A 12,601-nucleotide genomic window follows, 5' to 3' on the forward strand; every position below is an offset into this window, starting at 1 on the left:
CATGACCCACAGCACTGGCACCCTCTACATCATTTCCGCACCGTCGGGCGCAGGCAAGACCAGCCTGGTCAAGGCCCTGATCGATGCCGAGCCGCAGATCCGCGTCTCGGTCTCGCACACCACCCGCGCCATGCGCCCGGGCGAAGCCAACGGCGTGAACTACCACTTCGTCGACCGCGCCGAGTTCGTGCGGATGGTCGAGCACGGTGATTTCCTCGAGCAGGCGGAAGTTTTCGGCAACCTCTACGGCACCTCCCAGAGCCACCTGCAACAGACCCTGGACGAAGGCCACGACCTGATCCTGGAGATCGACTGGCAGGGCGCCGAACAAGTACGTCGGCAAATGCCCGCGGCCCGCTCGATCTTTATCCTGCCGCCGAGCCAGCAGGCCCTGCGCCAGCGCCTGACCAACCGTGGCCAGGACAGCGACGCGATCATCGAAGGGCGGATGCGCGAAGCGGTCAGCGAAATGAGCCACTACGTCGAATACGATTTCCTGATCATCAACGACGATTTTGCCCACGCACTGGACGATCTGAAGGCGATTTTCCGCGCCAATCGCTTGCAACAGCTGCCCCAACAGCAACATTTCACTCAGCTCTTGAGTGAATTACTGGCATAAGCAACACTTCCCAAAAGCGCCGCGAGGGCTTTACATTGGTACTCGTAGCGCGTTGGTGAAGCGACCGGGAAAATCAGCGCTTCCCTAAACGCTGGTGATTTTTTAAACTGTTCAGTCCGCTCGCCCATCCGGGTAGCGTGATTACCGCATTTGCTACGAGGAACACCATGGCCCGCGTAACCGTTGAAGACTGCCTAGAACATGTGGCTAACCGTTTTGAGCTGGTCATGCTCTCCACCAAGCGCGCTCGTCAACTGGCGACCGGCGGCAAAGAGCCGAAGCTGGCGTGGGAAAATGACAAACCAACCGTAATGGCCCTGCGGGAAATCGCCGAAGGCTACGTGACGGACGCGTTCATCGCTGAACAGGATATCGTCCATGAAGACCCGGTCTTCGCCGCCTTCGAGGACGAGTCCAACGAGGCCGTCTAAGCCTATGCCTGGTCGACGTAGCACGGCGCAGGGTACAAGGCTTCGGCCGGGGGAAACCTCATGCCGAGCATAGACGCCCTCGCCGATCGCTTATCGACCTACCTCGGCGCCGACCAGGTCAACCTGGTCCGCCGGGCGTACTTCTACGCCGAACAAGCCCATGACGGTCAACGCCGTCGCAGCGGCGAAGCCTACGTCACGCATCCGCTGGCGGTGGCCAATATTCTTGCCGACATGCACATGGACCATCAGAGCCTGATGGCGGCCATGCTCCATGACGTGATCGAAGACACCGGGATCGCCAAGGAAGCGCTGCAAGCGCAGTTCGGTGAAACCGTGGCCGAACTGGTCGACGGGGTCAGCAAACTGACCCAGATGAATTTCGAGACCAAGGCCGAAGCCCAGGCGGAAAACTTCCAGAAGATGGCCATGGCCATGGCCCGCGATATTCGCGTGATCCTGGTCAAGCTCGCCGACCGCCTGCACAACATGCGCACCCTTGAAGTGCTGTCCGGCGAAAAGCGCCGGCGCATCGCCAAGGAAACCCTCGAGATCTATGCCCCCATCGCCAACCGCCTGGGCATGCATGCGATCCGCATCGAATTCGAAGACCTCGGCTTCAAGGCCATGCACCCGATGCGTTCCGCGCGGATCTACCAGGCGGTCAAGCGCGCCCGGGGCAACCGCAAGGAAATCGTCAACAAGATCGAAGAGTCCCTGAGCCACTGCCTGGCCGTCGACGGTATCCAGGGCGAGGTCAGCGGACGGCAGAAGCACCTGTACGGTATCTACACCAAAATGCGCGGCAAGCGCCGGGCCTTCAACGAGATCATGGACGTCTATGCGTTCCGGATCATCGTCGACAAGGTCGACACCTGCTATCGGGTCCTCGGCGCTGTGCATAATTTGTACAAACCCCTGCCCGGCCGCTTCAAGGACTACATCGCGATTCCCAAGGCCAACGGCTACCAGTCGCTGCATACCACCCTGTTCGGCATGCACGGCGTCCCGATCGAGATCCAGATTCGCACCCGCGAGATGGAAGAGATGGCCAACAATGGCATCGCCGCCCACTGGCTGTACAAGTCCAGCGGCGACGAGCAGCCCAAGGGCACCCATGCCCGGGCCCGCCAGTGGGTCAAGGGCGTGCTGGAAATGCAGCAACGGGCCGGCAACTCCCTGGAATTCATCGAAAGCGTGAAGATCGACCTGTTCCCGGACGAGGTCTACGTGTTCACGCCCAAGGGCCGGATCATGGAGCTGCCAAAAGGCTCCACGGCGGTGGACTTTGCCTACGCGGTGCACACCGATGTCGGCAACAGCTGCATTGCCTGTCGGATCAATCGCCGTCTCGCACCGCTGTCCGAACCGCTGCAAAGCGGCTCCACGGTGGAGATCGTCAGCGCCCCCGGCGCGCGCCCGAACCCGGCCTGGCTCAACTTTGTCGTCACCGGCAAGGCCCGCACCCATATCCGCCATGCCCTGAAGCTGCAACGCCGCTCCGAATCCATCAGCTTGGGCGAGCGCTTGCTGAACAAGGTGCTCAACGGTTTCGACAGCGCCCTGGACAAGATTTCCGGCGAGCGCGTGCAGGCCATGCTCCACGAATACCGCCTGGAACTGATCGAAGACCTGTTGGAAGACATCGGCCTGGGCAACCGCATGGCCTATGTGGTAGCCCGTCGCCTGCTCGGCGAAGGCGAACAATTGCCCAGCCCCGAAGGGCCGCTGGCGATCCGTGGCACCGAAGGCCTGGTACTCAGCTACGCCAAGTGCTGCACGCCGATCCCGGGCGACCCGATTGTCGGCCACCTGTCCGCTGGCAAAGGCATGGTGGTGCACCTGGACAACTGCCGCAATATCAGCGAAATCCGCCACAATCCGGAAAAATGCATCCAGCTCTCTTGGGCCAAGGATGTCACCGGCGAATTCAACGTCGAGCTGCGCGTCGAGCTGGAACACCAGCGCGGCCTGATCGCCCTGCTGGCCAGCAGCGTCAATGCCGCCGACGGCAATATCGAGAAAATCAGCATGGACGAACGCGATGGTCGCATCAGCGTGGTCCAACTGGTGGTCAGCGTACACGACCGCGTGCACCTGGCCCGCGTGATCAAGAAACTGCGCGCCCTGACCGGGGTGATCCGCATCACCCGCATGCGCGCATAGCTCCCCAACGTAGCCGCCCATTACAAGGAACCCGTTCATGAGCAAGACCGTTATCAGCAGCGACAAGGCACCGGCCGCCATCGGCACCTACTCCCAGGCGATCAAGGCCGGGAACACCGTCTACATGTCCGGCCAGATTCCCCTGGACCCGAAAACCATGGAACTGGTGGAAGGCTTCGAAGCCCAGACCGTACAGGTCTTCGAAAACCTGAAGGCCGTGGCCGAAGCCGCCGGCGGTTCGTTCAAGGACATCGTCAAGCTGAACATCTTCCTCACCGACCTGAGCCACTTCGCCAAGGTCAACGAGATCATGGGCAAGTACTTCCAGCAGCCTTACCCGGCCCGCGCCGCCATCGGCGTTGCCGCACTGCCACGCGGCTCGCAGGTCGAGATGGACGCGATCCTGGTCCTCGAGTAACTGCCAGCCACGCCGCCCTCGAACAACCCCGCACTGCCTGGTGCAGCCCTCCCGCTGCGCCAGCTTCGTCTGCAAAGGATTCCACCATGCGCAAAGCGCTTGCCTTCTCGGTGTTTGCCCTCCTGCTCGGCGGTTGCGCCAGCGACCCTGCCAAATACGACATCAGCGGCACCTGGATCAACCAGGCCGCCATCGATGCCGCCGTCAAAAAGGGCAGCTTGCGCGAAGCCCTGGAAACCTACGGGCCGAACCTGGAATGGAGCATCGACACCCGTAACGGCCAGGCCCGCTACAGCAACGGTTTCGAGCGCCCCGAGGGCCATGTGCGCGCGGACGGCAAGCAGTGGCATGTCGACTTCTATGGCAGCGCCGGGACTGCGCTGGCGCGTGACGGCAAGGAGCTGATCCAGAGTGCCAGCGATTCGGAGCCTGAACAGCCATTCGTGAGGGCCCAGACCGAACTGCCGGCCAACGCGCCGGTGGGCGCCAGCTTCGAGCAGGCCTTGTACGCGGCCTACATGGGTGGCGACTGGAAGATCAGCAGTGGCCCGGGCGAAGGCGGCCAGGTGAAATTCCTGCCGGACGGACGCCTGGAAGGCTTGCCCGGTGCCGATCGCTACGCGCTGTGCCTGGCCGGCGATTGCGCCTCCATGAGCGGCGAGAACGACAGCATCTGGTTGCAGCAAGGCGGCAAGGGCGCCGCCTGGATCTTCGTGCGCAAGGGCAAGCAACTGGAAATCTTCCAGGCGTTGAACTCGGCACAGGCCGATGAACAGCCGCAGCTCAACCCCGGTCCTCGCCAGTGGTTGCTGGAGAAGTAACCTCAGCAACGCCCCTCAAGAATCGCCGCATAACCCTCGCGGAAACTCGGATAACGCGGTGCCCAACCCAGGGCCCGCGCCCGGGCATTGCTACAGCGCTTGCTGCCGGTGCGGCGAACGCTGGCGTCCTCGGCCCACTCGGTCACCCCCAGGTATTCGCGCAACCAGCCCACCACCTCGGCCAAGGGCGCCGGCGCATCATCGACACCGATATAACAATCCTCCAACACCTTCCCGGCCCGATCAGCCTCCAGCAGAAACGCCAACAGTCCGGCCGCGTCGTCGGCATGAATCCGATTGCCATATAAAGGCGGCTCCACCGCCACCCGATAACCGCGCCGGACCTGGGTCAACAACCACTCGCGACCCGGACCGTAGATACCGGTCAGGCGCACCCGTGTCGCCGGAATGCCGCTGTCCAGCGCCACCTGCTCGGCCTCCAGCATCAAGCGCCCGGAATAACCTTCGGCTTCGGTCGGCGCAGTCTCGTCGACCCACTCACCGCTCTGCTGCACATACACGCTGCTGCTGGAGACGAACAGCAGGCGCCGCGGCTGCTGGCCCGATTGCCTGAGCCAGCTCAATACATGCCGCAACCCATCGACGTAGGCTGCTTGATAACCCGCCTCGTCGTGATCGGTCGCCGCGGCGCAATACACCAGGTAATCCAGCGGGCCACTCGGCCAGCGGTCAGGCCGCTGCTCGGCGAACAGGTCGCCCGCCACCCCGACGACACCCTCCGGCAAACGCGCGATCGAGCGGCGCAGGCCATGGACGTGCCAACCCTGGGCGAGCAACTGCGTCGCCAGGCGACTACCGACATCGCCGCAACCGGCAATCAGAACAGAAGGAGCAGACATCACGGATCTCCAGGAAAAAAGCCACAAATGAGTGCTGAAAATTGACCAGCGGTTAGCAATGGAAGAAAAAAAGAGAAGCTATTACTTTTGTTAACAAGAATTAATTGCAATAATGCACGTCCAAATGTTCTCGGCCCCACGAGGCCTGGAAGGACAAGACCCTCTTCATATCTTCTCTCAGGTCCGGCCAGCATGACACGCAATAAACGCCCCGCTTCGTCACCCCAGCCCCATAGCCCTTCGCGCGCCTGGCGCTCGACGTCGGCTTTGCTGCTCAGCCTGTTGCTGGCGCCGACCCTGACCTTCGCCGACGAAGCCCCGCCCCATGCCCCTGCGGCGACGGTCGCTCCGGCCCCGGCCGATCATGCCGTGCCTGTCGTCGCACCGACCGCCACCGTTCCAGTCCAGACCGAGAATGCCGCACCCGCCGGCGATGTCGACGCGCTGCCTGCCGAGGACAACAGCCTGGGCATGGCCCACGACCTGTCACCCTGGGGCATGTACAAGAACGCCGATATCATCGTCAAGATCGTGATGATCGGCCTGGCCATCGCCTCGATCATCACCTGGACCATCTGGGTTGCCAAAGGCTTCGAACTGCTGGGCGCCAAGCGTCGCCTGCGCCGTGAGATGCTCGCCCTGAAAAAGGCCCGCACCCTCAAGGAAGCCAGCGAGACCGCCAACCAGGAGGGCAGCCTCGCTCACCTGCTGGTCCACGACGCCCTGGAAGAAATGCACCTGTCGGTCAACAGCCGCGAAAGAGAAGGCATCAAGGAGCGCGTGAGCTTCCGCCTCGAACGCCTGGTCGCCGCCTGCGGTCGCACCATGAGCAGCGGCACCGGCGTGCTCGCCACCATCGGTTCCACCGCGCCCTTCGTCGGCCTGTTCGGCACCGTGTGGGGCATCATGAACAGCTTTATCGGCATCGCGAAAACCCAGACCACCAACCTTGCCGTGGTCGCGCCGGGTATCGCCGAAGCCCTGCTGGCCACTGCCTTCGGCCTGGTCGCAGCGATCCCGGCCGTGGTGATCTACAACGTCTTCGCCCGCTCCATCGCCGGCTACAAGGCCCAGGTCTCCGACGCCTCCGCCCAGGTCCTGCTGCTGGTCAGCCGTGACCTCGACCACCAGCCGTCCGAGCGCCCCGCACACGCGCCGCACATGGTGAAAGTGGGGTAATCAGCCATGGGCCTGCATTTGAACGAAGGCGGCGATGATCTCGCCGAAAACCACGAAATCAACGTCACGCCGTTTATCGACGTGATGCTGGTACTGCTGATCATCTTTATGGTGGCCGCCCCCCTGGCCACCGTGGATATCAAGGTCGACCTGCCCGCGTCCACCGCCAAACCGGCACCGCGACCGGAAAAGCCGGTGTTCCTCAGCGTCAAGTCCGACCAGCGCCTGTTCCTCGGTGAAGACGAAGTCAAGGCCGAGGCCCTGGGCCCGACCCTCGACGCCCGGACCCACGGCAAGAAGGACACGACCATTTTCTTCCAGGCCGATAAAGGCGTGGACTATGGCGACCTGATGCGCGTGATGGATGCCCTGCGCGCCGCCGGTTACCTGAAGGTCGGCCTGGTCGGACTCGAGACGGCAGCCAAGAAATGATCAATACGCGCCAAAAGCTGACGCGTTATGGCGCCAGCCTGGGCCTGGTGCTGGGCATTCATGCGGTGGCGATCATCGCCACCCTCAACTGGTCGGTGTCCAAGCCCATCGAGCTGCCGCCCCAGGCGATGATGGTCGAACTGGCGCCACTGCCCCCGGCTCCACCGCCACCGGCACCGCCCAAGGTCATCACGCCACCACAGCCGCCCGCGCCGGTGGAAGAGCTACCGTTGCCCAAGCTGGCCGAAGCGCCGAAGCCGACGATCTCGGTGCCCAAGCCGGTCAAGCCGAAACCCAAGCCGCAGCCGCCCAAGCCCCAGGCGAAGCCCGAGCCGGTGAAGGAAAAGCCGACGGAAGACAAACCTTCCGATACGCCGCCGACCAACACGCCAGCGGAGAAATCCGCGGCACCGGCGCCGGGCCCTTCGCCCCAGCAGATCGCGGCGAAAGCCAGTTGGGAAGGCACCTTGCTGGCTCACCTGAGCAAGTACAAGAAGTACCCGCCGGCTGCACAGTCACGGGGCAAGGAAGGTCTGAACCGCCTGCGCTTCGTGGTCGATGCCGAAGGCAAGGTGCTCTCGTATGAACTGGTGGGTCGTTCCGGCAATGCCGATCTGGACCGGGCCACCCTGGAAATGATCCGTCGCGCCCAACCGCTGCCCAAGCCGCCGGCCGATATGCTGACCAACGGCAGCATCGAGATCGTCGCGCCGTTCGTCTACTCCATCGACAAGCGCAACCGCTAGACACCGCAGGAGCTTGCCAGCGAAGAGGCCCTTGAGGCCGCCAAAAGCTTCGCGGGCAAGCCCTGCTCCTACAGTCCGGCGCCGATCACAAATTGTGCGAACGACCCAGAACTGTAGGAGCCTGGCTTGCCAGCGAAGAGGCCCTCAAGGTCGCCAAAAGCTTCGCTCCCACAAAATCTCCGCTACGCCCTCACACAAGTTCACGTCCTACCGCCCGAACAAAAACCCACTAAAACCGCCCTGAACGACAATCGTCGTTCTTCCTGCGTCTGATAACGTGCGTCTATCGATTGCAGCCGTTATGCTTGGCCCGGCAACCTCATGGACGCTCGCTATGACTCTTACAGAACTACGCTATATCGTCACCCTCGCCCAGGAACAACACTTCGGCCACGCGGCCGAGCGTTGTCATGTCAGCCAGCCGACCCTGTCGGTCGGTGTGAAAAAGCTGGAGGACGAACTCGGTGTGCTGATTTTCGAGCGCAGCAAGAGCGCCGTGCGCCTGACCCCTGTCGGCGAAACCATCGTTGCCCAGGCGCAGAAGGTCCTCGAGCAGGCCCAGGGCATCCGCGAGCTGGCCCAGGCCGGGAAGAACCAGTTGACCGCACCGCTGAAAGTCGGCGCGATCTACACCGTCGGTCCCTACCTGTTCCCGCACCTGATCCCGCAACTGCACCGGGTCGCCCCGCAGATGCCGTTGTATATCGAAGAAAACTTCACCCACGTGCTGCGCGACAAGCTGCGCAACGGCGAACTGGACGCGGTGATCATCGCCCTGCCGTTCAATGAAGCCGACGTGCTGACCCTGCCGCTCTACGACGAACCGTTCTACGTCCTGATGCCGGCCTCGCACCCCTGGACCAAGAAGGAAACCATCGACAGCGCCCTGCTCAACGACAAGAGCCTGTTGCTGCTGGGCGAAGGCCACTGCTTCCGCGACCAGGTCCTCGAAGCCTGCCCGACCCTGGCCAAGGGCGGCGACGCGGCCCGGCACACCACGGTCGAGTCCAGCTCGCTGGAAACCATCCGCCATATGGTCGCTTCCGGCCTGGGCATTTCGGTCCTGCCGCTGTCGGCCGTGGACAGCCATCACTACGCTCCCGGCGTGATCGAAGTACGTCCGCTGACGCCGCCGGTGCCGTTCCGCACCGTGGCCATCGCCTGGCGCGCCAGCTTCCCGCGGCCCAAGGCGATTGAAATCCTCGCCGACTCGATCCGCCTGTGCTCGGTGGCCAAGCCTCCCGCAGCGAGCTGATCGACGTGGCTGAACTGTCGCAAGTGTCGGTCACGGCACTCAAGGGTGTCGGTGAGGCCATGGCCGAAAAGCTGGCCAAGGTCGGCCTGGAGAATCTCCAGGACGTGCTCTTCCACTTGCCCCTGCGCTACCAGGACCGCACCCGCGTGGTGCCCATCGGCGCCCTGCGTCCGGGCCAGGACGCGGTGATCGAGGGCGTGGTCAGCGGCGCCGATGTGGTCATGGGCAAGCGCCGCAGCCTGTTGGTGCGCCTCAACGACGGCACCGGTAGCCTGAGCCTGCGCTTCTACCATTTCAGCACCGCGCAAAAGGACGGCCTCAAGCGCGGCACCCATGTGCGCTGCTACGGCGAAGCCCGCCCCGGTGCCTCCGGCCTGGAAATCTACCACCCTGAATACCGTGCCATCAGCGGCGACGAACCGCCGCCGGTGGACACCACCCTGACGCCGATCTACCCGCTGACCGAAGGCCTGACCCAGCAACGCCTGCGCCAACTCTGCCAGCAAAGCCTGGCGATGCTCGGCCCGCGCAGCCTGCCGGACTGGCTGCCCCAGGAACTGGCCCGCGACTACCAGTTGGCACCACTGGACGAAGCCATCCGCTATCTGCACCAACCACCCGCCGATGCCGATGTCGACGAACTCGCCCTTGGTCATCACTGGGCCCAGCACCGCCTGGCCTTCGAGGAACTGCTGACGCATCAGCTGTCCCAGCAACGCCTGCGCGAAAGCCTGAAGGCCCTGCGCGCACCGGCCCTGCCGAAAGCGCAACGGCTGCCCGGGCAGTTTCTCGCCAACCTCGGCTTCCCGCCGACCGGCGCCCAGCAACGGGTCGGCAACGAAGTGGCCTATGACCTCAGCCAGCCGGAGCCGATGCTGCGGCTGATCCAGGGCGACGTCGGCGCCGGCAAGACCGTGGTCGCCGCCCTCGCCGCCTTGCAGGCCCTGGAAGCCGGCTACCAGGTGGCATTGATGGCACCGACCGAGATCCTGGCCGAACAACACTTCATCAACTTCCAGCGCTGGCTGGCACCGCTGGGCATCGAAACCGCCTGGCTGGCCGGCAAGCTCAAGGGCAAGGCCCGGGTCGCCGCCCTGGAGCAGATCGCCGGCGGCACGCCGATGGTGGTCGGCACCCACGCGCTGTTCCAGGACGAAGTGCAGTTCAAGAACCTGGCCCTGGTGATCATCGACGAACAGCACCGCTTCGGCGTCCAGCAACGCCTGGCCCTGCGCCAGAAAGGCGTCGGCGGACGGATGTGCCCGCACCAGTTGATCATGACCGCCACGCCGATCCCGCGGACCTTGGCCATGAGCGCCTATGCCGACCTCGACACCTCGATCCTCGACGAACTGCCGCCAGGCCGCACGCCGGTGAACACCGTGCTGGTGACCGACAGCCGGCGCTTCGAAGTGGTGGAACGGGTGCGTGCCGCCTGTGCCGAAGGCCGCCAGGCTTATTGGGTCTGCACACTGATCGAGGAATCCGAGGAACTCACCTGCCAGGCCGCCGAAACCACCTTCGAAGAGCTCACCGCAGCCCTCGGCGAACTGCGCGTCGGCTTGATCCACGGACGTATGAAACCGGCGGAAAAGGCGGCGGTGATGGCTGAATTCAAGGCCGGCGCCCTGCAACTGCTGGTGGCAACCACGGTGATCGAAGTCGGCGTCGACGTGCCCAATGCCAGCTTGATGATCATCGAGAACCCCGAGCGCCTGGGCCTGGCGCAACTGCACCAGCTGCGTGGCCGGGTCGGCCGGGGCAGCGCCGCCAGCCACTGCGTGCTGCTCTACCATCCGCCACTGTCACAGATCGGTCGCCAACGCCTGGGCATCATGCGCGAGACCAACGACGGCTTCATCATCGCCGAGAAGGATCTGGAGCTGCGCGGCCCCGGGGAAATGCTCGGCACCCGCCAGACCGGGCTCCTGCAATTCAAGGTCGCCGACCTGATGCGCGACGCCGATCTGTTGCCGGCGGTCCGCGATGCCGCGCAAGCCCTGATGGCACGCTGGCCGCAGCATGTCAGCCCGCTGCTCGACCGCTGGCTGCGCCATGGCCAGCAATACGGCCAAGTGTGATAGACCTCACAGTTTATAGACCATTAGGACGGCCAAGCTGGTTATACTGGGAAAATTGTAGGAACCCGGATACAGACCATGACAGAAGTTGCCCTCATCGATGCAACCCCGCACACCCCGTCTGTGGTCCGGCTGCTGCTCGACAAGCTCGCCATCCGCTATAGCGAAGTCCTGGACCACCCTGGTCTGCCGGCCGCGCGCAAAGTCCAGGCCGTGCTGCTCGACGATGCAGTCGGTGCACTGATGGTCCTGTTTCCCCAGGACCAACTGCTCGACCTCAACCGCCTGACCGAATTGACCGGCCGGCGCCTGACGGCGGTGCCCACCGAACGCATGGAACGCATGCTCGGCAAACACAGCCTGCACCTGCTGCCGGGCTTGCCCGGGCTGACCAGTTCACCGTGCCTGTACGAAGAGCAACTGCTGCGTGTACCGAGCCTGCTGATCGACTCCGGTGAAGCCGGCCTGCTGCTGGAAATTTCCAGCGACGACTTCAAGGGCATGCTGAGCAAGGCCAGCGCCGCCAGTTTCGGCGAAGCCGTATCCAGTATCCGTCCCAACCTCGACCGTCCTCATGATGACCGCGAGGAAATCACCCAGGCCGTGCAAGCCTTCACCGCGCGGCGGATCCAGCAGCGCCTGGAAGCGACCATCGAGATTCCGCCCCTGGCGGAAACCGCACAAAAGATCATCAAGCTGCGGGTCGACCCCGACGCGACCATCGACGACATCACCGGCGTGGTCGAAACCGACCCGTCGCTGGCGGCCCAGGTCGTGAGTTGGGCGGCTTCGCCCTACTACGCCTCGCCGGGCAAGATCCGCTCGGTGGAAGATGCGATTGTCCGCGTGCTCGGTTTCGACCTGGTGATCAACCTGGCGCTGGGCCTGGCCCTGGGCAAGACCCTGAGCCTGCCCAAGGACCACCCGCAACACAGCACGCCTTACTGGCAGCAATCGATCTACACCGCCGCGGTGATCGAAGGCCTGACCCGCGCCATGCCCCGCGCCCAGCGCCCGGAAGCGGGCCTGACCTACCTGGCCGGCTTGCTGCACAACTTCGGCTACCTGCTGCTGGCCCACGTCTTCCCGCCGCATTTCTCGCTGATCTGCCGGCACCTGGAGGTCAATCCGCACCTGTGCCACAGCTATATCGAGCAGCATTTGCTGGGTATCAGCCGCGAGCAGATCGGTGCCTGGCTGATGCGCTACTGGGATATGCCGGAGGAGCTGTCCACCGCGCTGCGCTTCCAGCACGATCCGAGCTACGACGGCGACTATGCCGCCTATCCGAACCTGGTGTGCCTGGCCGTGCGCCTGTTGCGCAGTCGCAATATCGGCTCGGGCCCGGATGAAGAGATTCCGGATGCCTTGCTGGAACGCCTGGGGCTGTCCCGCGACAAGGCCGACGATGTGGTGAACAAGGTACTGGAAGCCGAAGTGCTGTTGCGCGAACTGGCTTCGCAGTTCAGCCAGGGCTGAAGCGGCGTCTGGAACACCGCTATCGCGAGCAAGCTTGCTCCTACAGTTTCAGCGCCGATCACAAATTGTGCGAACGACACGGAACTGTAGGAGCCTGGCTTGCCAGCGAAG

The 12,601-nt window shown here is 63.8% G+C and carries 12 protein-coding genes; 11 read left to right on the forward strand and 1 reads right to left on the reverse strand.

What is annotated here, in order from left to right; translation table 11 throughout:
- Position 1 precedes the first annotated feature (1 nt).
- The 5 genes from gmk to M5C56_RS06850 all read left to right on the forward strand — a co-directional run bounded on the left by gmk (position 2) and on the right by M5C56_RS06850 (position 4,458).
- Positions 2-622, forward strand: coding sequence for a guanylate kinase (gene gmk / locus M5C56_RS06830; protein WP_103499222.1), 621 nt, complete (start codon positions 2-4; stop codon positions 620-622).
- 167 nt (positions 623-789) lie between these two features.
- Positions 790-1,053, forward strand: coding sequence for a DNA-directed RNA polymerase subunit omega (gene rpoZ, locus M5C56_RS06835; protein WP_103499221.1), 264 nt, complete (start codon positions 790-792; stop codon positions 1,051-1,053).
- 60 nt (positions 1,054-1,113) lie between these two features.
- Positions 1,114-3,219 (forward strand): bifunctional GTP diphosphokinase/guanosine-3',5'-bis pyrophosphate 3'-pyrophosphohydrolase, encoded by a 2,106-nt coding sequence (gene spoT / locus M5C56_RS06840; protein ID WP_103499220.1) that lies wholly within the window; start codon positions 1,114-1,116, stop codon positions 3,217-3,219.
- A 37-nt stretch (positions 3,220-3,256) separates the two neighbouring features.
- Positions 3,257-3,637 (forward strand): RidA family protein, encoded by a 381-nt coding sequence (locus tag M5C56_RS06845; RefSeq protein ID WP_040071713.1) that lies wholly within the window; start codon positions 3,257-3,259, stop codon positions 3,635-3,637.
- Between the two features lie 86 nt (positions 3,638-3,723).
- Positions 3,724-4,458: a hypothetical protein gene (locus tag M5C56_RS06850; RefSeq protein WP_103499219.1), complete on the forward strand. Its 735-nt coding sequence runs from the start codon at positions 3,724-3,726 to the stop codon at positions 4,456-4,458.
- 2 nt (positions 4,459-4,460) lie between these two features.
- Here the strand turns inward: M5C56_RS06850 and M5C56_RS06855 are convergent, their stop codons facing one another.
- A complete protein-coding gene (locus M5C56_RS06855) occupies positions 4,461-5,318 on the reverse strand; it encodes an NAD-dependent epimerase/dehydratase family protein (RefSeq protein ID WP_103499218.1) in 858 nt (285 codons plus the stop codon).
- Positions 5,319-5,510: 192 nt separating this feature from the next.
- Here M5C56_RS06855 and exbB point away from each other — a divergent pair, with 192 nt between their 5' ends.
- The 6 genes from exbB (at position 5,511) to M5C56_RS06885 (ending at position 12,490) form a co-directional block, all read left to right on the forward strand.
- Entirely contained in the window at positions 5,511-6,497 is a 987-nt protein-coding gene (exbB, locus tag M5C56_RS06860; RefSeq protein WP_103499217.1) for a tonB-system energizer ExbB, read from the forward strand.
- A 6-nt stretch (positions 6,498-6,503) separates the two neighbouring features.
- Positions 6,504-6,929, forward strand: coding sequence for a TonB system transport protein ExbD (exbD, locus tag M5C56_RS06865; protein WP_100942193.1), 426 nt, complete (start codon positions 6,504-6,506; stop codon positions 6,927-6,929).
- Positions 6,926-7,675: an energy transducer TonB gene (locus M5C56_RS06870; protein WP_103499216.1), complete on the forward strand. Its 750-nt coding sequence runs from the start codon at positions 6,926-6,928 to the stop codon at positions 7,673-7,675. Before exbD ends, M5C56_RS06870 begins: the two co-directional genes overlap by 4 nt.
- 334 nt (positions 7,676-8,009) lie before the next feature.
- Positions 8,010-8,930: a hydrogen peroxide-inducible genes activator gene (locus M5C56_RS06875; RefSeq protein WP_103499764.1), complete on the forward strand. Its 921-nt coding sequence runs from the start codon at positions 8,010-8,012 to the stop codon at positions 8,928-8,930.
- Between the two features lie 5 nt (positions 8,931-8,935).
- Positions 8,936-11,011 carry an ATP-dependent DNA helicase RecG gene (gene recG / locus M5C56_RS06880; RefSeq protein ID WP_103499765.1) on the forward strand — a complete coding sequence of 692 codons (2,076 nt, stop codon included), beginning with the start codon at positions 8,936-8,938 and terminating at the stop codon, positions 11,009-11,011.
- A 78-nt stretch (positions 11,012-11,089) separates the two neighbouring features.
- Positions 11,090-12,490 (forward strand): aminoacyl-tRNA deacylase and HDOD domain-containing protein, encoded by a 1,401-nt coding sequence (locus tag M5C56_RS06885; protein WP_103499763.1) that lies wholly within the window; start codon positions 11,090-11,092, stop codon positions 12,488-12,490.
- Positions 12,491-12,601: the final 111 nt, after the last annotated feature.

The organism is Pseudomonas sp. MWU13-2862 (assembly GCF_023242495.1).
In the GTDB taxonomy this organism is placed as follows: Bacteria; Pseudomonadota; Gammaproteobacteria; order Pseudomonadales; family Pseudomonadaceae; genus Aquipseudomonas; species Aquipseudomonas gingeri_D.

Coding starts and splice junctions, on each gene's coding strand:
- gmk (WP_103499222.1), top strand. CDS start 2: ATGACCCACAGCACTGGCACCCTCTACATCATTTCCGCACCGTCGGGC.
- rpoZ (WP_103499221.1), top strand. CDS start 790: ATGGCCCGCGTAACCGTTGAAGACTGCCTAGAACATGTGGCTAACCGT.
- spoT (WP_103499220.1), top strand. CDS start 1,114: ATGCCGAGCATAGACGCCCTCGCCGATCGCTTATCGACCTACCTCGGC.
- M5C56_RS06845 (WP_040071713.1), top strand. CDS start 3,257: ATGAGCAAGACCGTTATCAGCAGCGACAAGGCACCGGCCGCCATCGGC.
- M5C56_RS06850 (WP_103499219.1), top strand. CDS start 3,724: ATGCGCAAAGCGCTTGCCTTCTCGGTGTTTGCCCTCCTGCTCGGCGGT.
- M5C56_RS06855 (WP_103499218.1), bottom strand. CDS start 5,318: ATGTCTGCTCCTTCTGTTCTGATTGCCGGTTGCGGCGATGTCGGTAGT.
- exbB (WP_103499217.1), top strand. CDS start 5,511: ATGACACGCAATAAACGCCCCGCTTCGTCACCCCAGCCCCATAGCCCT.
- exbD (WP_100942193.1), top strand. CDS start 6,504: ATGGGCCTGCATTTGAACGAAGGCGGCGATGATCTCGCCGAAAACCAC.
- M5C56_RS06870 (WP_103499216.1), top strand. CDS start 6,926: ATGATCAATACGCGCCAAAAGCTGACGCGTTATGGCGCCAGCCTGGGC.
- M5C56_RS06875 (WP_103499764.1), top strand. CDS start 8,010: ATGACTCTTACAGAACTACGCTATATCGTCACCCTCGCCCAGGAACAA.
- M5C56_RS06885 (WP_103499763.1), top strand. CDS start 11,090: ATGACAGAAGTTGCCCTCATCGATGCAACCCCGCACACCCCGTCTGTG.